This is a genomic window from Micromonospora sp. NPDC052213 (assembly GCF_040679695.1).
Classification (GTDB): Bacteria; Actinomycetota; Actinomycetes; order Mycobacteriales; family Micromonosporaceae; genus Micromonospora.
Genome location: NZ_JBFAVI010000109.1, coordinates 1 through 22,670 on the forward strand (window position 1 = coordinate 1; position 22,670 = coordinate 22,670).

The 22,670-nt window shown below is 72.9% G+C and carries 23 protein-coding genes and 1 tRNA gene; 18 read left to right on the top strand and 6 right to left on the bottom strand.

Features of this window, described 5'->3' with window-relative positions; genetic code table 11:
- Positions 1–650: hypothetical protein (locus AB0L34_RS22970; protein ID WP_363706439.1), on the top strand; the 650-nt coding region annotated here is incomplete at its 5' end.
- A 117-nt stretch (positions 651–767) separates the two neighbouring features.
- Here the strand turns inward: AB0L34_RS22970 and AB0L34_RS22975 are convergent.
- Together AB0L34_RS22975 and AB0L34_RS22980 are read right to left on the bottom strand one after the other, a co-directional pair.
- The gene (locus tag AB0L34_RS22975; protein WP_363706441.1) at positions 768–1,214 is read right to left on the bottom strand and encodes a nitroreductase family deazaflavin-dependent oxidoreductase; all 447 of its coding nucleotides are present in this window, start codon (positions 1,212–1,214) and stop codon (positions 768–770) included.
- Between the two features lie 18 nt (positions 1,215–1,232).
- Entirely contained in the window at positions 1,233–1,721 is a 489-nt protein-coding gene (locus AB0L34_RS22980) for an isochorismatase family protein (protein ID WP_363706443.1), read from the bottom strand.
- 234 nt (positions 1,722–1,955) lie between these two features.
- Here AB0L34_RS22980 and AB0L34_RS22985 point away from each other — a divergent pair, with 234 nt between their 5' ends.
- The 6 genes from AB0L34_RS22985 to AB0L34_RS23010 all read left to right on the top strand — a co-directional run bounded on the left by AB0L34_RS22985 (position 1,956) and on the right by AB0L34_RS23010 (position 7,748).
- Positions 1,956–2,741, top strand: coding sequence for an alpha/beta fold hydrolase (locus AB0L34_RS22985; RefSeq protein ID WP_363706445.1), 786 nt, complete (start codon positions 1,956–1,958; stop codon positions 2,739–2,741).
- Between the two features lie 186 nt (positions 2,742–2,927).
- Entirely contained in the window at positions 2,928–3,293 is a 366-nt protein-coding gene (locus AB0L34_RS22990) for a YciI family protein (protein WP_357456711.1), read from the top strand.
- A gap of 346 nt (positions 3,294–3,639) precedes the next feature.
- A complete protein-coding gene (gene pyk, locus AB0L34_RS22995) occupies positions 3,640–5,088 on the top strand; it encodes a pyruvate kinase (protein WP_357456713.1) in 1,449 nt (482 codons plus the stop codon).
- Positions 5,085–5,969, top strand: coding sequence for an acyl-CoA thioesterase II (locus AB0L34_RS23000; protein WP_363706447.1), 885 nt, complete (start codon positions 5,085–5,087; stop codon positions 5,967–5,969). Before pyk ends, AB0L34_RS23000 begins: the two co-directional genes overlap by 4 nt.
- 88 nt (positions 5,970–6,057) lie before the next feature.
- Positions 6,058–6,528 carry an Rrf2 family transcriptional regulator gene (locus tag AB0L34_RS23005; RefSeq protein WP_350709253.1) on the top strand — a complete coding sequence of 157 codons (471 nt, stop codon included), beginning with the start codon at positions 6,058–6,060 and terminating at the stop codon, positions 6,526–6,528.
- A gap of 245 nt (positions 6,529–6,773) precedes the next feature.
- Positions 6,774–7,748: a sulfite exporter TauE/SafE family protein gene (locus tag AB0L34_RS23010; RefSeq protein WP_363706465.1), complete on the top strand. Its 975-nt coding sequence runs from the start codon at positions 6,774–6,776 to the stop codon at positions 7,746–7,748.
- A 15-nt stretch (positions 7,749–7,763) separates the two neighbouring features.
- Here AB0L34_RS23010 and AB0L34_RS23015 read toward each other — a convergent pair whose 3' ends face one another.
- From AB0L34_RS23015 to AB0L34_RS23025, 3 genes are all read right to left on the bottom strand, one after another.
- Complete coding sequence (locus AB0L34_RS23015; protein ID WP_363706449.1) at positions 7,764–9,197, bottom strand: pyridoxal-dependent decarboxylase; 1,434 nt, start codon at positions 9,195–9,197, stop codon at positions 7,764–7,766.
- Positions 9,198–9,534: 337 nt separating this feature from the next.
- Positions 9,535–10,545 (bottom strand): LLM class flavin-dependent oxidoreductase, encoded by a 1,011-nt coding sequence (locus AB0L34_RS23020; RefSeq protein WP_363706451.1) that lies wholly within the window; start codon positions 10,543–10,545, stop codon positions 9,535–9,537.
- A gap of 76 nt (positions 10,546–10,621) precedes the next feature.
- The gene (locus AB0L34_RS23025; protein ID WP_357456725.1) at positions 10,622–11,101 is read right to left on the bottom strand and encodes an Lrp/AsnC family transcriptional regulator; all 480 of its coding nucleotides are present in this window, start codon (positions 11,099–11,101) and stop codon (positions 10,622–10,624) included.
- Between the two features lie 83 nt (positions 11,102–11,184).
- Between AB0L34_RS23025 and AB0L34_RS23030 the strand changes: the two genes are divergently transcribed.
- On the top strand, positions 11,185–12,363 hold the full coding sequence (locus AB0L34_RS23030; protein ID WP_363706453.1) for a PLP-dependent transferase: 1,179 nt from the start codon (positions 11,185–11,187) through the stop codon (positions 12,361–12,363).
- A 388-nt stretch (positions 12,364–12,751) separates the two neighbouring features.
- Here the strand turns inward: AB0L34_RS23030 and AB0L34_RS23035 are convergent.
- Positions 12,752–12,834, bottom strand: a tRNA-Leu gene (locus tag AB0L34_RS23035).
- 81 nt (positions 12,835–12,915) lie between these two features.
- Between AB0L34_RS23035 and AB0L34_RS23040 the strand changes: the two genes are divergently transcribed.
- The 10 genes from AB0L34_RS23040 to AB0L34_RS23085 all read left to right on the top strand — a co-directional run bounded on the left by AB0L34_RS23040 (position 12,916) and on the right by AB0L34_RS23085 (position 22,636).
- On the top strand, positions 12,916–13,536 hold the full coding sequence (locus tag AB0L34_RS23040) for a response regulator (RefSeq protein WP_357456729.1): 621 nt from the start codon (positions 12,916–12,918) through the stop codon (positions 13,534–13,536).
- A gap of 74 nt (positions 13,537–13,610) precedes the next feature.
- On the top strand, positions 13,611–14,780 hold the full coding sequence (locus AB0L34_RS23045; protein WP_363706454.1) for a hypothetical protein: 1,170 nt from the start codon (positions 13,611–13,613) through the stop codon (positions 14,778–14,780).
- 259 nt (positions 14,781–15,039) lie between these two features.
- Positions 15,040–16,200, top strand: coding sequence for a branched-chain amino acid ABC transporter substrate-binding protein (locus tag AB0L34_RS23050; RefSeq protein ID WP_363706456.1), 1,161 nt, complete (start codon positions 15,040–15,042; stop codon positions 16,198–16,200).
- Positions 16,201–16,307: 107 nt separating this feature from the next.
- Positions 16,308–17,258: a branched-chain amino acid ABC transporter permease gene (locus tag AB0L34_RS23055; RefSeq protein ID WP_357456735.1), complete on the top strand. Its 951-nt coding sequence runs from the start codon at positions 16,308–16,310 to the stop codon at positions 17,256–17,258.
- Positions 17,255–18,364 (top strand): branched-chain amino acid ABC transporter permease, encoded by a 1,110-nt coding sequence (locus tag AB0L34_RS23060; protein WP_357456737.1) that lies wholly within the window; start codon positions 17,255–17,257, stop codon positions 18,362–18,364. Before AB0L34_RS23055 ends, AB0L34_RS23060 begins: the two co-directional genes overlap by 4 nt.
- A 46-nt stretch (positions 18,365–18,410) precedes the next feature.
- Positions 18,411–19,202 carry an ABC transporter ATP-binding protein gene (locus tag AB0L34_RS23065; protein ID WP_350682488.1) on the top strand — a complete coding sequence of 264 codons (792 nt, stop codon included), beginning with the start codon at positions 18,411–18,413 and terminating at the stop codon, positions 19,200–19,202.
- Positions 19,192–19,902 carry an ABC transporter ATP-binding protein gene (locus AB0L34_RS23070; protein ID WP_350709235.1) on the top strand — a complete coding sequence of 237 codons (711 nt, stop codon included), beginning with the start codon at positions 19,192–19,194 and terminating at the stop codon, positions 19,900–19,902. The genes AB0L34_RS23065 and AB0L34_RS23070 overlap by 11 nt, the downstream gene beginning before the upstream one ends.
- A gap of 33 nt (positions 19,903–19,935) precedes the next feature.
- Positions 19,936–20,847: an ABC transporter substrate-binding protein gene (locus tag AB0L34_RS23075; RefSeq protein WP_363706459.1), complete on the top strand. Its 912-nt coding sequence runs from the start codon at positions 19,936–19,938 to the stop codon at positions 20,845–20,847.
- 2 nt (positions 20,848–20,849) lie between these two features.
- Entirely contained in the window at positions 20,850–21,830 is a 981-nt protein-coding gene (locus AB0L34_RS23080) for an amino acid ABC transporter permease (RefSeq protein ID WP_363706461.1), read from the top strand.
- Positions 21,827–22,636, top strand: a complete 810-nt coding sequence (locus AB0L34_RS23085) for an amino acid ABC transporter ATP-binding protein (protein ID WP_363706463.1) — start codon at positions 21,827–21,829, stop codon at positions 22,634–22,636. The genes AB0L34_RS23080 and AB0L34_RS23085 overlap by 4 nt, the downstream gene beginning before the upstream one ends.
- Positions 22,637–22,670 lie beyond the last annotated feature (34 nt).

Genomic DNA, 22,670 nt, shown 5'->3' on the forward strand with positions numbered 1-22,670 from the left:
CCGCGGGCCCCGTCACCGCGCCGGCCACCGTGCCCGGCGCCGGGTCGGTCGGTGACGGCGGTCCGGGCGGCGCGCCGGCCGGCGGCACCGGACCGGGGGCGGGGGAGCCCGCCGGCGCAGCCGGCGCCCCGGGGCGGCCGGGGGTCGGGGCGTATCCCCAGGTCGGGGTGGGGGAGACGAAGCTCGCGCTGCCGCCGGGGGCGGGCGGGGTGCCGGGCCCGCGCCCGGCGGAGACCGACCCCACCACCGAGCTGGAGCTGGCCCGGCGCTACGCCGACGAGTCAGACCGGCACGGGCAGCAGGCCGAGTTGCTCGCGCAACGCCCCGCGCTGCTGCCGACCTGGTCGCCGGTGGCCCGGGCGCTCGCCGTCTACGCCGGCTGCGCGGCCGTGGCGGCGGTGCTGATGGTGGTCATGGTGCTCGCCTCCGGCGTCGGCCTGGTCGACGGTTTCACCCTCGGCGCCTGGATCTGCGCCGGCCTGCCCGCGCTCTCGTTCTTCGCCGGCTACCTGGTGCTCGGGCGCTGGGGGCGGCCGGCCATGGTCGCCGGCGCCCCGCCCCGCTACGTGCACCTCGGCTTCCTGATCTGCTTCGTCGCCGTGCCGGTCGCCTACGTGGCCTATCTGCTGCTGTTCCGCCTCCTCCGCTGACCGGCCACCTCCTTTGCTGACCGGCCGTCGCCGGGGCGCCCGGCCTCCGGGACCGGTGGAACACGGTGGACGTCATCGGCGCCCGGAGACGGCCGTGGTGTTCCACCGGTGGTCCCGCTACGGCGCGACGTCGGTCGGCACCGGCTCGACCACGACGACGGGGATCTCCCGGTCGGTCCCCTGCTGGTAGCGGGCGTAGGTCGGGAAGACGCCGGTCATCACCTGCCACAACCGGGGCCGCTCCTCGGCGGTGGCGGTCCGCGCCCGGCCCCGGAACCGGTCGGCCCCGACCTGCACCTGCACCTCCGGGTCGGCGCACAGGTTGAGGTACCAGGCCGGGTGCCGCGCCGCACCGCCGTTCGATGCCACCAGCAGGTAGCTGTCGCCGTCCCGGCCGTAGATGAGCGCCGTCCGCCGCAGCTTGCCCGTCCGGCGCCCCCGGGTGGTGATCAGCAGGGCGTCGTACCCGTGGAACTTCCCACCGTCGGTGCCGTCGGTGGCCAGGTAACGCTCCACGTGGCTGGCCACCCAGCCGACCGGACTGTCCTCAATGGTCTCCGCCATCGGAGCAGCGTAGCCGCCTCAGTGGTAGTCGCCGGCGCGTCGGACGGCGCCGAAGCGCGGGAAGATCCGCTCGACGGTGAACTCGTGCTCGTCGGCGGCGAAGCCGGACATCGCGTCGGCCACGAACTCCAGCTCGTAGCCGTGGTCGCTGGCCGCGCGGGCGGTCGACTCGACGCCCATCGTGGTCACCAGCCCGGCCAGCACCACGGTGTCGACCCCGCGCCGGCGCAGCTGCTCGTGCAGGTCGGTGCCGTGGAACGCGCCGACGGTGCGCTTGACGACCACGACGTCCTCCGGCTCGACCAGCCCCTCGGCGAAGTCGCTGCCCGGCGGCTGCTCGGCCACCCCGGGCCGCTCGACCCGGACCTGGACCACCGGCCGGCCCCGGGCGCGGAACACGGCGGCGAGCCGGCGGCAGCGGTCGAGGACATCCTCGCCACGGTGCGGGGCCAACTCCAGCGCGATGATCCGCGGCATCAGGTCGATGAGCACGAGGGCCGTCGTCACGAAGATGATCATAGCTGGCGGGGCGTGGTCGGTGGCCTCGTCGCCGCCGTGCGAAAGCGCTCGATCGGCACGCCGCGCGAATTGCCGGTTCGTGCGTACGGCGCGACAAGAGGTTACCGGTCCGTAACGTCCTATTGACGTCTATAAATTATTGCCCTCATCATCGTCCCACGATCGATCGGATCCCCCCACCCGCCGTCCCGGTTTCCCGGGTCTCCCGCCGGAGGTGCAGCCATGCTGCTCCGAAAGATCCTCGTCACCGCCACGGCGGTCGCCGCGCTCCTCGTCCCGGCCACCACCGCGACGGCCGCCCCGGACCGTCCCGCCACCCCCACGGCCGTCGCCCCCACCGCCGCCGCCACCGCCAACCCGGTCATCGTCGTCGGCGGCCTGATCGGCCTGTCCATCGCGTACGAGCCGATCGCCGCCCGGCTGCGCGCCGACGGCTTCCGGGTCTTCGTCTACCAGTTGCCGGGCCTCGGCATCGGCGACATCCGCGACTCCGCCCGCGCCTTCGCCGCGTACGTCGAGCAGGTCCGGTCCGTCACCGGGGCGTCCCGGGTGGACGTCGTCGGCCACTCCGAGGGCGGACTGGTCTCCCGCTGGTACGTGAAGTTCCTCGGCGGCGAGTCGGCCGTCGGCCGCTACGTCAGCCTCGGCAGCCCCCAGCAGGGCACGTACGTCGCGAACATCCTGCGGGTCGTCGGCCTCGGCAGCTGCGCCGGCGTCGTCGCCTGTCAGCAGATGTCGATCGGCTCCGACTTCCTCGCCGACCTCAACGGCGGCGACGACACCCCCGGCGCGGTCCGCTGGACCACGGTCCGGACGTGGCAGGACGAGCTGGTCCGGCCGGTCGACAACGCCTCGCTCGCCGACGGCGCGACCAACGTGCTGATCCAGGCGGCGTGCCCGCTGCGGGTCGTCGGGCACCTCGGGCTCGTGCTCGACGGCACCACGTACACCGTGGTCCGGCAGGCGCTGCGCGACACCCCGATCCACCCGGACTGCCTCGCCCTTTAGCCGATGTGGCCCTGGCGTGGACGGGGGCCGTGCGGGGGAAAGGGCGCAGCGGGGCGGCAACCGGGCGGGGCGGGGACGGAGTTGACCGGAGCGCCCGTGCGGGCCGCCCGCGCGTGCGACGCTGGGCCCGTGCCGGTCGGCGTCGACCACGGGTCGCCGCGCAACGCGACGCGGGAGGGAGCGCCCATGACGGGAGTGCCGCAGGTCGACTTCGCGCTCGACACGTACGAGTGCATCGTGCTGTATCCCGGCGCGGCCGGGCGGGCGCTGCCGGCGGAGACGGTGCAGCGGTTGCAGGCCGAGCACCTCGCGCACATGCAGGCCCTCCAGCGGCGGGGGATCATCCTGGTCGCCGGCTCGGTGGACGGCCAGGCCCGCGAGCCGGACCCGCCGATCGGCTTCGGCCTGGCCCGGACCGGTTCCGTGGACGATGTGCGCGGCGTGATGGAGGCCGACCCGGCGGTGCAGGCCGGGCTCTACCGGGTGGACGTGATGACCTTCCTCTGCCCGGCGGGCTCGCTGGAGTTCCCACTGGTCAAGACGCAGACCTGAGCGGTTCCGCCGGACGCCCGGCGCCCGGTGGCGCGCGGCGCGGGCCGTTGTCCCGACGTGCACCGCCGGCCCCCGCGGCGGTCCGGCGTCCGCGCGGCGGGTGTGCCGCCAGGGCGCGGCACGGCGTGGAGCAGCCATCGACGGCGGGCGTGCCGGCCGGGAGCACCCCGGTGCCCGGTGGCGCCGGGGGCGTACGATTCCGGCGCGCGGTCGCCGTTGCCCGCCGCCTCAACGTTCCGGCGTGGGTTCCGCCCGCCGGCTGCGCGCGTGACGCGCGTCGTTGGACAATTTTCCGCAGCCCGCGAGGGGTCGGCCCGCAGTCCGACCCGGAGGAGAGACTAGCCTGATGGGCGTGACACGCCGCGCGAAGATCGTCTGCACTCTTGGTCCTGCCACCTCGTCTCCGGAGCGGATCCGGGGGCTCGTCGAGGCCGGCATGAACGTGGCGAGACTCAACTTCAGCCACGGCAGCCACTCCGACCACGAGGCGGTGTACCGGCTGGTCCGCGAGGCCGCGGAGGCGGCCGGGCGCCCGGTGGCCGTGCTCGCCGACCTGCAGGGTCCGAAGATCCGGCTCGGCCGGTTCGCCGACGGCCCGCACGAGTGGCGCACCGGCGACTCGGTCGTGATCACCGGCGACGACGTCCTGGGCACCAAGGACCGGGTCTCCTGCACCTACCGGAAGCTTCCGCAGGAGGTCAAGCCCGGCGACCGGCTGCTGATCGACGACGGCCGGGTCGCCGTCGAGGTCACCGACGTCACCGGCAACGACATCCGCTGCCTCGTCACCGAGGGCGGCCCGGTCTCCAACAACAAGGGCGTCTCGCTGCCCAACGTGGCGGTCAGCGTCCCCGCGTTGTCCGAGAAGGACGCCGAGGACCTGCGCTTCGCCCTCGGCCTCGGCGTCGACCTGATCGCGCTCTCCTTCGTCCGCTCCGCCGACGACATCAAGCTGGTGCACGGCATCATGACCGAGGTCGGGGTGCACCGGCCGGTGCTGGCCAAGGTGGAGAAGCCCGAGGCGGTCGACTGCCTGGAGCAGATCGTGCTGGCCTTCGACGGGGTCATGGTCGCCCGCGGCGACCTCGGCGTGGAGCTGCCGCTCGACCAGGTCCCGCTGGTGCAGAAGCGCGCCGTGCAGCTCTGCCGCGAGAACGCCAAGCCGGTCATCGTGGCCACCCAGATGCTCGACTCGATGATCGAGAATTCGCGCCCGACCCGCGCCGAGGCCTCCGACGTGGCCAACGCCGTGCTCGACGGGGCCGACGCCGTGATGCTCTCCGGCGAGACCAGCGTCGGCAAGTACCCGGTGCTCACCGTCAGCACCATGGCGAAGATCGTCACCACCACCGAGTCCGGCTCGATCGGGGTGCCGCGCCTCCAGCACGACCCGCGTACGCACGGCGGCGCGCTCACCGTCGGCGCGTCCTCGATCGCCCGGGCCATCGGCGCGAAGGCCCTGGTGGCGTTCTCGCAGACCGGCGACACCGTGCGGCGGCTGTCCCGGCTGCACTGCGACCTGCCGCTGCTCGCGTTCACCCCGGTGCCCGAGGTGCGCAACCAGCTCGCCCTCTCCTGGGGCGTGGAGACCTTCCTGATGCCGTTCGTCGAGCACACCGACGACATGTTCCGCCAGGTCGACCAGGCGCTGCTCGGGCTCAACCGGGCCAACCCCGGCGACCACGTGGTGATCGTCGCCGGCAGCCCGCCCGGCACCCCCGGCTCGACCAACACGCTGCGCGTACACCAGCTCGGGTCGTTGGTCGACGCCGCGTCCGCGCGAGCGCTTCAGTGAGTGCCGGGGAGGTCGCGGTCGGCCAGGCCGCGGTCGACCAGCTCCTCGAGGTGCTCGACCTGGAGCACACCGGCGAGATGACCTTCCGGGGGATGAGCCCGCCGGTCGGCCCCCAGCGGGTGTACGGCGGCCAGGTCGCCGGCCAGGCCCTGGTGGCCGCCGGCCGGACGGTCGACCCTTCACGCTTCGTGCACTCCCTGCACGGCTACTTCGTGCGCGCCGGCGACCCGAGCGAGCCGATCGCGTACGAGGTGGAGAACATCCGGGACGGCCGCTCCTTCTCGGTACGCCGCTCCGTGGCGCTCCAGCACGGCAAGCCGATCTTCTTCATGTCGGCGTCGTTCCACCGTCCCGAGGAGGGCCTGGACCACCACGCGCCCACGCCGCCCGACGTGCCGGGGCCGGACGAGGTGCCGACGATGACCGACCGGCTCTCCCGTTACCCCGAGCGGCTCGGCATCTGGGCGCAGATCCCGCGCCCGATCGACGTGCGCTACGTGGGCGAGCCCGGTTGGGTGCGCCCCGGCGACCGGCCGGCCGACCCGCACCAGCGGGTCTGGATGCGCATCGACGGCAAGCTGCCCGACGATCCGCTGCTGCACGCCTGCGCGCTGACGTACGCCTCCGACCTGACCCTGCTCGACTCGGTGCTGTCGGTGCACGGCGAGGTCTGGGGCCCCGGCGGGGTGGTGGGGGCCAGCCTCGACCACGCGCTGTGGTTCCACCGGCCGTTCCGCGCCGACGAGTGGTTCCTCTACGACTGCTGGAGCCCGTCCGCCTCCGGCGCGCGGGGGCTCGCCACGGGTCGCCTGTTCACCACGGACGGCCGGCACATCGCCAGTGCCGTGCAGGAGGGGCTGCTGCGCCGCGTCGGGGAGTGACGCCGCGCCGGGGCGGCACATCGCCGTCGGCCGATCGGCCGAGGGGTGATCGGCCGGCCGGGGTGACCAGCGCGTTAACCTTGCCGGCATGCGCCTCTCCGCCCGGGTCGACTACGCCCTCCGTGCGGTCGCCGAGCTCGCCTCGGTGACCGGCGGTGCCGGGGCCGGGCGGGGTCGGCCGGTGACCGCCGAGCAGATCGCCCGCGCCCAGGAGATCCCGCCGAAGTTCCTGGAGAGCATCCTGCTGCAACTGCGCCGGGGCGGCATCGTGCACGCCCAGCGCGGCCCCGAGGGCGGCTACTGGCTGGCGCGGCCGGGTGGGGAGATCTCGCTGGCCGAGGTGATCCGGGTGATCGACGGCCCGCTCGCGCACGTACGCGGGCAGCGGCCCGAGGAGCTCGGCTACCACGGCGCCGCCCGCTCCCTCCAGGAGGTCTGGATCGCCCTGCGGGCCAGCGAACGCCAGATCCTGGAGCTGGTCACCGTCGCCGACGTGGCCGCCGGCACCCTGCCCGAGCGGGTCACGGAGCTGGCCGCCGACCCCCGCGCCTGGACCTGACCCGGGCCGAACCGGCCGGCGTAGGGGCTCGCGCGCCGGCGGTCGACACGTCGTCCCGCCGCCCGGACCGCCGTCCCCGCCGCCCGGACCGTCGTTCCCGTCGCCCGGACCGCCGTTCCCGTCGTCCCTGTCGCCGGCCCGCGTCACTGTCGTCTCACTGACCGGTCGGAGTCTTGACCCCGGCACCCCGCGTGCCGCATTGTCGACCAAGTCGATAGGAGATGCCGAAAAGTCAGGGGGCGCTCGTGCGCAAGCTGCTGGTCCTCGCACTGGTCGGGCTCGCCGCGCAACTCGTCGACGGCGCGCTCGGCATGGCGTACGGGCTGACCTCCTCCACGCTGCTGCTGCTCGTGGGCGTCGCCCCGGCCGCCGCGTCGGCGTCGGTGCACCTGGCCGAGATCGGCACCACGCTCGCCGCCGGGGTGGCGCACTGGCGGTTCGGCAACGTCGACTGGCGGGTGGTGGCCCGGATCGCCGTCCCCGGCGCGGTCGGCGCGTTCGCCGGCGCGACCTTCCTCAGCGCGATCTCCACCGAGTCGGCGGCCCCGTGGATGGCCGGCATCCTGTTCACGCTCGGCGCGTACCTGCTGGTGCGCTTCTCCCGACCGCTGCGCACCGACCGGCGGGCCGGTCGGCTGCGGGGGCGCTTCCTCGGCCCGCTCGGCCTGGTCGCCGGCTTCGTCGACGCCACGGGCGGCGGCGGGTGGGGGCCGGTCGCCACGCCGGCCCTGCTGGTCAGCGGCCGGCTGGAGCCCCGCAGGGTGATCGGCTCGGTGGACACGGCCGAGTTCGTGGTCGCCGGTGCCGCCAGCATCGGCTTCCTCATCGGCCTCGGCGCGGAGGGCTTCCTGCTGCCCATGGTGGCCGCGCTGCTCGTGGGTGGCCTGATCGCCGCGCCGGTCGCCGCCTGGCTGGTCCGGATTGTCCCCGCCCAACTGCTCGGCGCGGCGATCGGCGGCGTGATCGTGTTGACCAACGCCCGCACGCTGATGCGCTCGGCCGACCTCGGCGGCCCCGCCCGACCGGCGGTCTACGCGCTGCTCGCCGCCGCCTGGGTCGCCGCCCTGGCGCTGGCCGTCCGGGCGCTGCTACGGACCCGCCGGGAGCGGGCCGTCGCCGCGGCGGCCCTCGCCGCGACGCCGGTTCCGGCCCCGGCGTCCGACTCCGGCACGAGCACCCGGATCCCGGTGTCGACCGCCGGCACGGCCGACCCGCACTAGCGGGGGAGTGGTGGGTCAGCGGGGCACGAGGGCGGTCGCGGCGTCGCGGAGCAGCGACCACGCCTCGTCGACGTGGGCCTCGGTGGTCTGCGGCGAGCCGACGGCCAGGCGCAGCGTGTACCGGCCGTTCACCCGGGTGTGCGTCAGGTGCACCCGACCCGTGGCGTTGACCCGGGCCAGCAGTTCCGCGTTGACCTCGTCGTCGGCGCGCAGCCGGAAGCAGACCAGCGAGTACGGGTGCGCCCCCACCAACGCGAACCGGTCGTCGGCGCGGACCCGCTCTGCGAACCGGGCGGCGAGCGCCACCCCGGACCGGATGTGCGCCCGCAGCCCCTCGGCGCCGTACCAGCGCAGCACGAACCAGAGCTTCAACGCCCGGAACCGGCGGCCCAGCGGCACCTGCCAGTCCCGGTAGTCGATCACCGCTCCGGACTCGGTGGCGGCGTTGCGCAGGTACTCCGGCAGCACGGTCAGCGCCTCGATCAACTCCGCGGTGTCGGCGACCCAGAACGCGTCGCAGTCGAAGCCGGTGAGCAGCCACTTGTGCGGGTCGAAACAGTACGAATCGGCGTACTCCAGGCCGGCGTGCCCGAACCGCAACTCCGGGCAGACCGCCGCCGCCCCCGCGTACGCGGCGTCGACGTGCAGGAAGACGCCGTACTCGGCGCAGATCGCGCCGATCTCCGGCAGCGGGTCGATCGCGGTCGTGGACGTGGTCCCGACGGTGGCCACCACGATGGCGGGTACCACGCCGGCGGCCCGGTCCGCCTCGATCGCCGCGCGCAGCGCCGCCGGGGACATCGCCTGCGTCTCGGGGTCCACCTCGATCGGTCGTACGCCGTCGGCGCCCAGCCCGGCGATCCGCGCGGCCTTCTCGATCGAGGAGTGGCCCTGGGTGGACGTGTAGGCGCGGTACCGGCGGTCGACGCCGGCCTCGCGCCACCGGCCGCCGCCGGCCCGGTGCAGCGCGACGAGGGTCGCCACCAGCGTCGCCGAGGACGCGGAATCCTGGATCACCCCGCCGCCGCCGGAGCCGGCGCGGAACCGCTTCGGCAGCTCCAGCAGGTCGGCGAGCCAGTCCAGCATCACCGTCTCCAGTTCGGTGCACGCGGGCCCGGTGGCCCAGAGCATGCCCTGCACGCCCAGTCCCGAGCTGACCAGGTCGCCCAGCACGCTGGGCCCGGAGGTGTTGGCCGGGAAGTAGCCGAAGAACCCGGGGTGCTGCCAGTGGGTCAGGCGCGGGGTGATCAGCCTGTCCAGGTCGGCGAGGACGGCCGCCACGGGCTCGCCGTGCTCGGGCGGGCCGGCCGGCAGCCCGGCGGCCACCGCGCCGGGCGGGTCCTGCGACGTCACCGGGCGCTGCCCCACCGTCGCCCAGTAGTCGGCGATCCAGTCCACCACCGCGTGCCCGGCGCGTCGGAACTCGTCCGGGGTCATGTGCTCAGCCACGCCCTGAGTTGATCAATAATCCGGGCCGGCGGCAAGGAAACGGCGGATCGTATCGAGACGCGGCGCTGCCGGCGCCCGCCCGGCGTCGGGGCGGGAGCGGGACAGGCCGGGGCGCGGCGGCAGGACAGGCCGGAGGCGTGGGTGAGTCCGGGGCGTGGGGCGGTCCGGGGCGTGGGGCAGGCACCGGGCCGCAGCCGCGGAATCCGCACAGCCGCGGCCCGGTGCCCCACACCGCGGCATCCCCGCCCCGTCCCGACCGGGGATGCCGTACCACCACCGGGGACAAACCTAGGCGGCCCGCGCGTCTCCCCGGTGACGGCGACGTGAAGATCGTGTTTCAGCCGTCCCGGCGCAGACCACCGGCCACCTTCGCCGCGATCAGCTCGTACGAGCGCACCCGGTCGGCCACGTCGTACACCAGCGTGGTCAGCATCAGCTCGTCCGCGCCGGTGCGCGCCAGCAGCTCGCCGAGCTGCCGCCGCACGGTCTCCGGCGAGCCCATCGCCTGGCCCTCCCGGCGCTGCCGCACGAACTCCCGCTCGACCTCGGTGTACGGGTACGCCGCCGCCTCGTCCGGCGTGGCCAGGGGCCCCGGTCGACCGGAGCGCAGCCGCAGCAGCGACAGCGCGCTCGGCCCCGCCAGCCACTCCGCCCGCTCGTCCGTGTCCGCGCAGACCGCGTTGACCGCCACCATCGCGTACGGCTCGGCCAGCCACGTCGACGGGCGGAAGCTCTGCCGGTACAGCGCCAGGGCGGGCAGCGTGTGCTGCGAGCTGAAGTGGTGCGCGAACGAGAACGGCAGCCCCAGCATCCCCGCCAGCTGGGCGCTGAACCCGCTGGAGCCGAGCAGCCAGATCGCCGGCTGCTGCCCGCGACCCGGGGTGGCCGTGATCGGCCCCGGCCGCTCGCCGGTGAAGTAGTTCATCAGGTCCGCCAGCTCCCGGGGGAAGCCCTCCGCCGACAGCCCCTCCATGGTCCGGCGCAGCGCCAGCGCGGTCACCTGGTCGGTGCCCGGGGCGCGCCCGATGCCCAGGTCGATCCGGCCCGGGTGCAGCGCGTCGAGGGTGCCGAACTGCTCGGCCACCACCAGCGGCGCGTGGTTGGGCAGCATCACCCCGCCCGAGCCCAGCCGGATCGTCGACGTGTGCGCCGCCAGGTGCGCGAGCAGCACGGCCGGGGCGGAACTCGCGATCCCCGGCATGTTGTGGTGCTCGGCCACCCAGAACCGGTGGTATCCGAGCTCCTCGGTGCGGCGGGCCAGTTCGGTGGTGTGCCGCAGGGCCTCGCCGGCCGTGGCGCCGGCCGCGACCGGGGCAAGGTCAAGAACAGACAGCGGTACGTTGATCACACGGCTGGCCAACCCGCCCGGCCCCCGAATTGTTCCCTGGGGCAACCAAGCTCACGCGGCGCGTCGCGCCGGGCGCTCAGCCCAGGCCGCGGGCCTGTTCGAAGATCAGGCTCGTCTGGGTGTGCAGCACCGCCGGGTCCACCGCCAGGTGGTCCAGCACGAAGTCGCGCAGCGCGTCCGCCGAGGCGGCCCGCACGTGCAGCACGTAGTCCTCCGCGCCCGCCACGTGGAACACCGAGACCACGCCCGGCAGCCGCACCGACCGGGCCCGGAACGCGTCCACCGCCGCCCGCTCGTGCGCGGTCAACCGCACCGACACCAGCGCCTGCAACGGCAGCCCCAGCGCCGCCGGATCCACCTCCGCGTGGAACCCGCGGATCGCACCGCACTCGCGCAGCGCGCGGGTGCGGGTCAGGCACGTCGAGGGGGCCACCCCGACCCGCTCGGCGAGGGCGTTGTTCGGCAGCCGGCCGTCCGCGGCCAGCTCGGACAGGATCGCCCGATCGGTGTCGTCCAGGGCCGCGAACCGCCGCACATCGTTCGTCGCAAGGGGCATGGAGACATCCTCCGTCGAATCGCCGCGCCAATCAAAGGAATCTGGCCGAATCATCTTCGGAACTATTGCTCCCTGCTGGCTTGATGTTCGATCCTTCCGGCATGACGACCGTGGACACCCGAGCCGTGCACGCCGGCCGCGACGACCTCGCCGCCCTCGGCGTCCACGTGCCGCCCATCGACCTCTCCACCACCAACCCCCTGCCGTCCGTCGACGCCGGCGGCGACGCGTACGAGACCCTCGCCACCGGGGGCACGCTCCCCGCCGGCGGCAGCGCCGTCTACCAGCGCCTGTGGAACCCCACCGTCGCCCGCTTCGAGACCGCCCTCGCCAACCTCGAAGGCACCGGCGACGCCGTCGCCTTCGCCAGCGGCATGGCCGCCCTCACCGCCACGCTGCTCGCCGCCACCCGGGACGGGAAGCGCCACCTCGTCGCCGTCCGCCCGCTCTACGGCGGCACCGACCACGTGCTCGCCACCGGCCTGCTCGGCACCACCGTCACCTGGGCCTGCGCGGGCGAGGTCGCCGCCGCCGTCCGCCCCGACACCGCCCTGGTGATCGCCGAGACCCCGGCCAACCCCACCCTCGACCTGGTCGACATCGCCGCCCTCGCGCAGGCCGCCGGCGACGTCCCGCTGCTCGTGGACAACACCGTCGCGACCCCCGTGCTCCAGCAGCCCACCCGGCACGGCGCCGCCCTCGTGCTGCACAGCGCCACCAAGAGCATCGGCGGACACGGCGACGTGCTCGCCGGAGTCGTCGCCTGCGACGCCGACTGGGCCGCCCGCCTGCGCCAGGTCCGCGCGCTCACCGGGGCGATCCTGCACCCCCTCGGCGCGTACCTGCTGCACCGCGGCCTGCAGACCCTGCCGGTGCGGGTCCGCGCCCAGCAGGCCGGCGCGGAGAAACTCGCCGCCTGGCTCGCCGCCCACCCCGCCGTCACGCGGGTTCACCACCCGTCGCTGCACGACCCGGCCGGGCTCGTCGGCCGGCAGATGGCCGGCCCCGGCAGCCTCCTCGCCTTCGAGGTACGCGGCGGCGCGCCCGCCGCGGCCGCCGTCGCCGGCGGCTGCCGGCTGATCACCCACGCCGTCTCGCTCGGTGGGGTCGACACGCTCATCCAGCACCCGGCCTCGCTGACCCACCGGCCCGTCGAGGAGGAGGCCAAGCCCGTCGGTGGGCTGCTGCGCGTCTCCGTCGGCCTGGAGGACCCGGAGGACCTGCGCGAGGACCTGGCGCGGGCGCTCGCCGAACTCGGCTGAGCCGGCACCTCCGCGCCGCCGGACGACTGGGCGCGGAGCCGCCGGGGCCGGTGGGCGGCGGCGGTGTCGTCGGTCGCGGAGGACGATCGCCCGCTCGTGTTTCACGCCCGGCCCGTGCCGCGGAACCAGCCTCGCCGTGGTCCGGGCTGTTCGTGGCGTCCGGGTGGCGCGGCTCAGGCGCGGTCGGATAGCCGACATCGGGCGAGCAGCGGGCGGCGGTGCCGGTCACGAGCGGTTCGGGCCGGTCGACGCACCAGCGCCAGACGGTGGTGCGGGGCCAGCGCGCGGGCAACCGACCAATGTTGTCGCCTCGGGCGCGGAGGGCGCGGGCACGGGCCCGCATCTCGAGCGGTGCACCGCGCATCAGGGAACAGCGGTGTGACAGGAGTGCCGGGAGCGGGATTCGAACCCGCAAGCCCTTTCGGGCAGAAGTGTTTGAGACTTCCGTGTATGCCGTTCCACCATCCCGGCGAGTGCCGCTTACTGTACCCGACTACGCTCGTGCGGGAGCATGGGTGGTAGCCGTGCCGGGAACAATGGTGGGAGTGGCTCGTGGCCGAGACGCAGACGGACGTCGAGCGCAGGCGCGTTCTGATCGCCGAGGACGAGGCGCTCATTCGGCTGGACCTCGCCGAGATGCTGGTCGAAGAGGGCTACGAGGTGGTCGGGGAGGCCGGTGACGGCGAGACCGCCGTCCGGCTCGCCGAGGAGCTCAAGCCCGATCTGGTCATTCTCGACATCAAGATGCCGATCATGGACGGGCTCGCCGCCGCCGAGCGGATCGCCGGCGCCCGGATCGCCCCGGTGATCATCCTGACCGCGTTCAGCCAGCGTGACCTGGTGGAGCGGGCCCGGGCGGCCGGCGCGATGGCGTACCTCGTGAAGCCCTTCCAGAAGAGCGACCTGGTGCCGGCGGTGGAGATCGCCCTGTCCCGCTACTCCGAGATCGCCGCGCTGGAGTCGGAGGTCGCCGGGCTGACCGACCGGCTGGAGGTCCGCAAGACCGTGGAGCGCGCCAAGGGCGCGCTCATGACGACCTACGGGATGACCGAGCCGCAGGCGTTCAAGTGGATCCAGCGCACGGCGATGGACCACCGGATGACCATGAAGGAGGTCGCCGAGCGGATCCTCGCCGAGACCGCCGGCGGCGAGGTCGCGCAGCCCGCCTCCTGACCCGGGGCGCGACCCGCCGGGGCCCGTGCGACGGGGCTCCCCGCCGGGCCGGCCGATCGATAACATCTGATCCCATGTGGTCCCGGCGGCTGGTGGCGGTGTTCGGTGTCGTCGCCGCGCTGCTGGCCGGCTGCGACCGGGCCCCGGCGGAGCCCGCCGCCGAGTCGCTGCGCCCGGCGTGGCAGCCGCTGACCCTGCCCGCGCCGCCGGGCGCGGCCGGCCGGCCGCTGTTGCGCGACGCCGTGGCCTGCGCCGGCCGGTGGTACGTGGTGGGCGGGCTGGCCGACGCGGCGGGGGAGACACGGCCGGCGGCCTGGAGCAGCGCCGACGGCGCGGCGTGGTCGGCGCTGCCGGTGGCGGCGTCGAGCTTCTACGGCCGCCAGCACGTGCTGTACGCGGCCGCCTGCCGGGACGGGCGGGTGGCGGCGCTCGGGGCGAAGAACGGCGGCGTGCACGGCAATCCCCGCACGGGCACCTGGGCGCAGGCCCCGGACGGCGCGCTGCGGGAGGTGCCGGCCCCCTTCGAGCTGTACGCGGGGCCGCGGGCGGTGAGCGTGACCCGGTTGGCCGCCGGGCCGGCCGGTTGGCTGATCGCGGGGGCCCGGGTCGACGGCGCGGCGGTCTGGACCTCCCCCGACGGTGAGCGGTTCACCATCCGGGAGGGCGCGCCGGAGCTCGCCGGCGACGGGCGCGGCCGGACGGTGGCGTACGACGCGGTGGCCGTGCCGTCGGGCTGGTGGGTGGTGGGGGCGGTGCTGCCGCCGGGCGCGACCGCGCTGGCGCCCCTGGCGTGGGCCTCGGCGGACGGCCGTGCCTGGCGGCGGGTGGCGTTGCCGGCGGCCGACGGGCGCGGCCAGGCGCAGCGGGTGGCGTCGGTGGGCGACGGCGGGCTGGTGACGGTCGGTCCGGTGCGCGAGGGGTTCGCGGCCTGGCGGCTGGCCGGGGACGAGTGGCGGCGGGTCGGCGGGTTCGGCGTGCCGGGGCCGGGGGTGCCGTCGGTCGACGGTCTGGTGCCGGCCGGGCGTGCTCTGGTGGCGGTGACCGGGGACGGCGGCGGTCACGGACTGTGGCTCTCGGTCGATTCGGGGGATTCGTGGCGGACGATGGCGATGCCCGCCGTGGTGCCCGACGGCGGCGACACGGCGGTGGCGGTGGCGGCCCAGGGAGATCGACTGGTGTTGGTCGCCGATGACGGCCAGGCGTCGCGTGCCTGGTGGGCGGGGCTGTCAGTCGCCGATCGGTAGGGAGTGGGCGCTGACCTGCCCGTTACCGACGAAACGAAGGCGAGGGGCATTCATGGCCGACGGTTCTTACAGCGATCGTTTCCAATCCGCCACGGCGTGTAACGGTTCGGTCAACCCGCTCCGCTGGGGCTTTCGTCACAGCTGAAAGGTGGGATAGCGTCCGGCCCCAGACCGGCGACGACGGTCTGGTTCGTCCGCCCCCGCAAGGGCCAATGGGCAGCGGGTGGTTCGGACCATGGGACGGAGGAGGGTTCGGGCCTTGAGGCAGAAGCTCGCTCGCGTTATCGGTGGGGTCGCCATGCTGGCGCTCGTCGCCGGCGGCACCGCATGCTCCAGCGGTGGCGACGACACGGCGTCCGGTGGGGAAGCCTGTGGCAACAAGATCGCGTTCTTCGGCGCGCTGACCGGCAGCTCGGCGGCGCTCGGCATCAACGAGAACAACGGCGTCAAGCTGGCCGTCGACAAGTACAACAAGGAAAACGCCGACTGCAAGGTCGAGCTGGTCTCCCTGGACTCGCAGGGCAGCCCGGACCAGGCCCCGGGTCTGGCCCAGAAGGCCATCGACGACACGAAGATCCTCGGCATCGTCGGCCCGGCCTACTCGGGCGAGTCGGAGGCCGCCGGTCCGCTGTTCAACGAGGCCGGTCTGGTGACCATCACCCCCTCCGCGACCCGCCCGAGCCTCGCGGAGCAGGGTTGGAAGACCTTCTTCCGCGCGGTCGGCAACGACTTCAGCCAGGGCCCGGCGGCCGGCAACTACATCAAGAACGTGCTGAAGGCCGACAAGGTCTACGTCATCGACGACCAGTCCGCGTACGGCGCCGGCCTGGCCGACGAGGTCAAGAAGCTGCTCGGCCCGGCGGTCGTCGGCTCGGACAAGGTCCAGGGCGAGGGCAAGCAGACCGAGTTCTCCGCCGTCGTCACCAAGGCCAAGGCCGCGAACGTGAAGGCCATCTTCTACGGCGGCTACTACCAGGAGGCGGGCCTGATCCGCAAGCAGCTCAGCGCTGCCGGGGTCACCGCTCCGCTGATCGCCGGTGACGGCGTGAACGACGCCGCGTACATCACCTCCGCGGGTGCGGCGGCGGCCGAGGGCACCATCCTCACCTGCCCGTGCGCGCCGGCCGCCGAGGCGCGGGGCACCTTCGTCCAGGAGTACAAGGCCCTCAACGGCACCGACCCGGGCACCTACAGCGACACGGCCTACGACGCGGCGAACATCCTGCTCGCCGGCATCAAGGCGGGCAAGACCACCCGTGCGGGCCTGCTGGAGTTCGTGAAGGGCTACAGCGGCGAGGGCGTCGCGGCGAGCTACAAGTTCGTCGAGGGCGGCGAGCTCGACCCGGCGCAGGTCAAGGTCTGGGCCTTCAAGGTCGTCGGTGGCAAGGTCGTCCCGGATCAGGAGATCCCGAAGTCCTGACGCCGGTCGCTGCTACAGCGATTGAGTTGTGATCGCGGGTGCGGCCGGGAGCTCGCTCCCGGCCGCACCCCCTTTTTCTCTCCAGACCCTGATGGAGCGTCCCTCCCTTGAACTTCGACGGACTGTTCTCCAACTTCGGAGAACTCACCACGACCGGCCTGACGCAGGGTGCGATCTACGCCCTGGTCGCGCTGGGTTACACGCTGGTCTACGGCGTGCTGAGACTCATCAACTTCGCCCACTCCGAGGTCTTCATCGCCGGCGCGTTCGCGGCGATCTGGACCTGGAACGGATTCGGCCTCAACCAGGACTCGCAGGTCAGCGGGCTCGGCTCGATCATGTTCTACCTGCTCGTGGCGATGATCGTCGCGGCGATCGCCTCGGCGGGCACCGCGACGGTGATCGAGCGGGTGGCGTACCGGCCGCTGCGTAAGCGCAACGCGCCGCCGCTGGCCTTCCTGATCACCGCGATCGGCGCGTCCATCGCCATCTCCGAGGCGTTCGGCGTGTGGACCCGCCGCCGCCCGGAGGGCGCCCCGGCCCTGGTCAGCCCCAAGCCGCTGTTCGAGATCGCCGGCGTGCCGATCGACGCCGTTCAGCTGCTGACCCTCGGGTCCGCGCTGGTGATGATGATCGCGCTGGATCTGTTCATCAACCGCAGCCGGGTCGGTCGAGGCATCCGGGCGGTGGCGCAGGACGCCAACACCGCCGCGCTGATGGGCGTGAACAAGGACCGGATCATCCTGATGGTCTTCATCGCCGGCGGCAGCATGGCCGGCGTCGCCGGTCTGCTCTACGACGTGCGGATCCAGACCCTCACCTACAGCGTCGGCTTCCTGCTCGGTCTCAAGGCGTTCACCGCCGCGGTGCTGGGCGGCATCGGCAACCTGCGCGGGGCGCTCGTCGGCGGCCTGCTGCTGGGCGTGATCGAGAACTACGCCTCCGGCCTGTTCGGCACCCAGTGGAAGGACTTCGCCGCGTTCGCGGTGCTGGTGGTGCTGCTGATGTTCCGGCCGACCGGTCTGCTGGGTGAGTCGCTGGGGAGGGCGCGGGCATGACGACCGTCCTGGAGAAGGTGCGCTCCGGCCGCGAGGCGGCCGGGGAACGGTGGCGCGGCGCGCCGCGCTGGGTGCGCTGGGCGCTGCTCGCCGCGGTGATCGTGTTCTTCTACGCGCTGCCGAACAAGGAGTTCTACCAGTACCTGGGGCCGATCCCGACCCCCGGTGCGAACTTCACCCAGGTGATGTTCACCGTCTCGATCTACGTGCTGCTGGCCGTCGGCCTGAACATCGTGGTCGGCTTCGCCGGCCTGCTCGACCTCGGCTACTTCGGCTTCTTCGCCGTCGGCGCGTACACCGTGGCGGTGCTGACCTCGCCGAGCAGCGACATCAAGACGCTGTGGCCGTGGCTGCTGGCGGTGCCGGTGGCGATCGCCCTGACGATGGTGTCCGGCGTGATGCTCGGTACGCCGACCCTGCGGCTGCGCGGCGACTACCTGGCGCTGGTGACGCTCGGCTTCGCCGAGATGATCCGGATCGGCGCGGTCAGCTCGGAGTTCCTCAAGGGTCAGCGGGGCTTCAACCAGATCCCCCACCCGCCCGGCCAGTACGCCGACGGGAGGCCGGTCTTCGGCGTGCTCGACGCCCGGCCGTACTACTGGCTGGTGCTCACGGTGATCATCCTGGTGGTGATCGGGGTGCGGAACCTGACCCACAGCCGGGTCGGGCGGGCCTGGATCTCGATCCGCGAGGACGAGGACGCGGCGCAGCTGATGGGCGTGCCGACGTTCAAGTTCAAGCTGTGGGCGTTCGCGGCGGGCGCGGCGATCGCCGGGCTGGCCGGTGCGCTCTTCGCGGGCAAGCAGAACTTCGTCAACTCGCAGAACTTCGAGCTGCTGAACTCGATCATCATCCTGGCCGCGGTCATCTTCGGTGGCTCCGGCAACATCGTCGGCGCGATCGTCGGCGGTGGCCTGGTGGCGTACATGATCGAGCGGTTCCGCGGCATCGAGCTGTTCGGCGTCGAGCTGTACGAGTTCAGGTTCCTGTTCTTCGGCCTGGTGCTGGTGATCATGATGATCTTCCGGCCCGAGGGCCTGATCCCGAACCGACGACGTGCGGCGGAGTTCAAGGACCGCCGCAAGGAGGTGACCGTCGGTGAGTGACACCGAGCAGACGCCGGCCGTCCCGGCGCAGGCCGGCGCGCCGGCCGTGGAAGCGGTGCCCACCCGGGAGCCGCTGCTGGAGGTCGACAACGTCACGCTGCGCTTCGGCGGCGTGGTCGCGTTGAACGAGGTGGACTTCACCCTCTACAAGGGGGAGATCCTCGGTCTGATCGGGCCGAACGGCGCCGGCAAGACCACCTGCTTCAACGCGATGACCGGCATCTACCAGCCCACCGAGGGGCAGATCCGGTTCCGTGGCCAGAAGATCAGCGGCAAGAAGCGGCACCAGATCACCAAGATGGGCATGGCGCGGACGTTCCAGAACATCCGCCTCTTCCCCGAGATGACCGCGCTGGAGAACGTCCTGGTCGGCGCGGACGCGCACCACAAGACCAGCGTCATCTCCGCGCTGTTCCGCCTGCCGCGGTACTGGAAGGAGGAGCGCGAGGGCCGGGAGAAGGCCGAGCGCCTGCTGGAGTTCGTCGGCATCCGCAAGCGGATGCACGAGTTCGCCCGCAACCTCTCCTACGGCGAGCAGCGGCGGCTGGAGATCGCCCGCGCGCTGGCCACCGATCCGGTGCTGCTCTGCCTGGACGAGCCGGCCGCCGGCTTCAACCCGGCGGAGAAGGAGGAGCTGCTCCAGCTCATCCGGCAGATCCGGGACACCGGCGTGACCGTGCTGCTCATCGAGCACGACATGCGCCTGGTCATGGGGGTCACCGACCGGATCGTGGTGCTGGAGTTCGGAAAGAAGATCGCCGAGGGGCTGCCCGCCGAGGTGCGGGAGAACCCGAAGGTGATCGCGGCGTACCTGGGGGTGCCGGACGATGCTGCTTGAGATCGACGACGTGAGCCTGCTGTACGGGCGGATCCAGGCGCTGCACGGCATCAGCCTGACGGTGGACGAGGGCGAGATCGTCGCCCTGATCGGCGCCAACGGCGCCGGCAAGTCGACCACGATGCGGGCCATCTCCGGGATCCGGCCGGTCGCCAGCGGGAGCATCCGGTTCAACGGTGAGGACATCACCAAGCTCCGGGCCGACCTGCGGGTCAGGCGGGGGCTGTGCCAGGCGCCGGAGGGCCGGGGCATCTTCCCGGGCATGACGGTGCTGGAGAACCTGGACATGGGCGCCTACACCCGGCGGGACCGGGCGGGCATCGCCCAGGACCTCGACCGGGTGCTGAACCTGTTCCCGCGCCTGGCGGAGCGGCGCAAGCAGGCCGGGGGTACCCTTTCCGGCGGCGAGCAGCAGATGCTGGCCGTCGGCCGGGCGCTGATGAGCCGACCGAAGCTGCTGCTGCTCGACGAGCCCTCGATGGGTCTGGCGCCGATGCTGATCCAGCAGATCTTCGACATCATCACCGAGATCAACGAACAGGGCACCACCATCCTGCTGGTCGAGCAGAACGCCCAGCAGGCCCTGGCCCGGGCGCACCGGGCGTACGTGCTGGAGACCGGCCGGATCGTCAAGAGCGGGACCGGTGCGGACCTGCTGCACGACCCGGCGGTCAAAGAGGCCTACCTCGGCGTGGCCTGACCGGCCGCCACCCCTCATCGCAAGGAGAACGACATGTTCCACATCTCTGGTGGCCGCCGGGCCGTGCTCGGCGCCGCGGGTGCCGCGCTGCTCGCCCTCTCGCTCGCCGGTTGCGGCGAGAAGGAGAGCACCGAGCAGCCCGGCGCCGGACCCAGCGTCACCGCCGCCGCCGACTCGGCGCTGGCGGCGAAGGTGCCCGACGCCATCAAGGCCGACGGCGTGATCAAGGTCGGCACCGACTCGACGTACGCCCCGGCGGAGTTCCTCGACGCCGACGGCAAGACGGTCGTCGGCTTCGACGTCGAGCTGTTCAACGCCGTCGCGCAGAAGCTCGGCCTGAAGGCCGAGTACGAGTCGGCGCCGTTCGACTCGATCCTGCCCGGCGTGGACTCCGGCAAGTACGAGGTCGGCGTCTCCTCGTTCACCATCAACGCCGAGCGGATGAAGACCGTCAACATGGTCAGCTACTTCTCCGCCGGCACCCAGTGGGCGACGAAGGCCGGCAACCCGGCCAAGATCGACCCGAACGACGCCTGCGGCAAGAAGATCGCCGTGCAGGTCGGCACCGTGCAGCTCGACGACATCACCGCCCGGTCGAAGAAGTGCACCGACGCCGGCAAGCCGGCGATCACCATCGACCAGTACCAGGCGCAGAGCGACGCCACCGCCGCCGTGGTCAGCGGCAAGGACGACGCCATGCTGGCCGACTCGCCGGTCGGCGCGTACGCGGTGAAGCAGAGCAACGGCCAGCTGGAGCTGCTGGGCGACATCTACGAGTCCGCCCCGTACGGCTACGCGGTGAAGAAGGACCAGGCCGCGTTCGCCGAGGTGCTGAGGGAGGCCGTGCAGGCGGTCATCGCCGACGGCAGCTACGAGACCGCGCTGAAGAAGTGGGGCGTCGAGGGCGGCGCCATCACGACCCCGGCGCTGAACCCGACCAGCTGACCATGTCGGTCGAAACAGACACACCCGAGCGGGCACGGCCGGAACCCATCCAGGCCGTGCCCGTGCGGCATCCCGGGCGGTGGGTCGCCGTCGCCGTGATCGGGGTGCTGGTGGCCATGTTCGTCCACCTGCTGGTGACGAACAAGGCGTTCAACTGGTCGTTCATGGTCGACGAGATGTTCCGCCCGCCGATCATGGAGGGGGTGCGCGGCAGCATCGCGCTGCTCCTGACCGCCATGCTGATCGGCATCGTGCTGGGCATCGTCCTCGCCATCATGCGGCTGTCGGAGAACCCGATCCTGCGCGGCGTCGCCTGGGCGTACACCTGGTTCTTCCGGGCGGTGCCCCGGTTGGTGCTGGCGATCCTCTTCGGCAACCTGGGCATCCTCTGGGCGCGCATCGAGTTCGGGCTGCCCTTCGACCGGCAGATCGGTGCCCTGTTCGGGGTCGACGACTTCGAGGCGCGGCTGTTCGGCTTCTCCGCCTTGGAGGTCCTGGCCGGCTTCGTGGCCGGCATGCTGGCGCTGGGCCTCTCCGAGGCCGCCTACATGGCGGAGATCGTCCGGGCCGGCATCCAGTCGGTCGACGAGGGCCAGACCGAGGCGGCCCAGGCGCTGGGCATGCGGCGGGGGCAGATCCTGCGCCGCATCGTGCTGCCGCAGGCCATGCGGGTGATCGTCCCGCCGACCGGCAACGAGACCATCGCCATGCTCAAGGACACCTCGCTGGTGGCCTTCGTGCCGGTCTCGACCGAGCTCTTCTTCCAGCTCAGGGCCGTCGGCAGCCGGACCTTCCAGGTCTTCCCGATGTTGGTCGCGGCGACCATCTGGTATCTGCTGCTGACCAGCGTGCTGTTGGTCGGGCAGTACTACCTGGAGCGGCACTTCTCCAAGGGCGTCGGGCGCAGCGGGCGGGCGAAGACGAAGCTGCGCGGGATCGCCGCGGAGGCGGGCGGCGCGACCGGGAAGGTGGACGGCGTATGACCGAGGTGACGGCGCCGGCCCAGGCCGGCGCGCCCACGGCGGAGTCCGGGCCGATGGTCCGGGCCGAGCAGGTGCACAAGTCCTTCGGGTCGGTCGAGGTGCTCAAGGGCATCGACCTGGAGGTCCGCAGCGGCGAGGTCTGCTGCCTGCTGGGCCCCTCCGGCTCCGGCAAGTCGACGTTCCTGCGCTGCATCAACCACCTGGAGAAGATCAACGCCGGTCGGATCTGGGTGGACGGCGAGCTGATCGGCTACCGCGAGCGCGGCGGGAAGCTGCACGAGATGCGGGAGAAGGAGGTGGCCGCCCAGCGCCGTGCGATCGGCATGGTGTTCCAGCGGTTCAACCTCTTCCCGCACATGACCGCCCTGCAGAACGTCGCCGAGGCGCCGGTGCTGCTGGGCCGGGAGAAGAAGGCCGCCGCCCGCGACCGGGCCGCCGCCCTGCTGGAGCGGGTGGGGCTGGGCGACAAGCTCGGCAACTATCCCGGTCAGCTCTCCGGCGGCCAGCAGCAGCGGGTGGCGATCGCCCGGGCGCTGGCCATGCGGCCGAAGCTGATGCTCTTCGACGAGCCCACCAGCGCGCTCGACCCGGAACTGGTCGGCGAGGTGCTCGACGTGATGAAGGACCTGGCCCGCGACGGCATGACGATGATCGTGGTGACCCACGAGATCGGCTTCGCCCGCGAGGTCGGCGACTCGCTGGTCTTCATGGACGGCGGCGTCGTGGTCGAGTCCGGCAACCCGCGCGAGGTGATCGCCAACCCCCGGCACGACCGGACGAAGGCGTTCCTGGCCAAGGTGCTGTGACGGGGACGCCGGCGCGGCCGTACGGGCCGCGCCG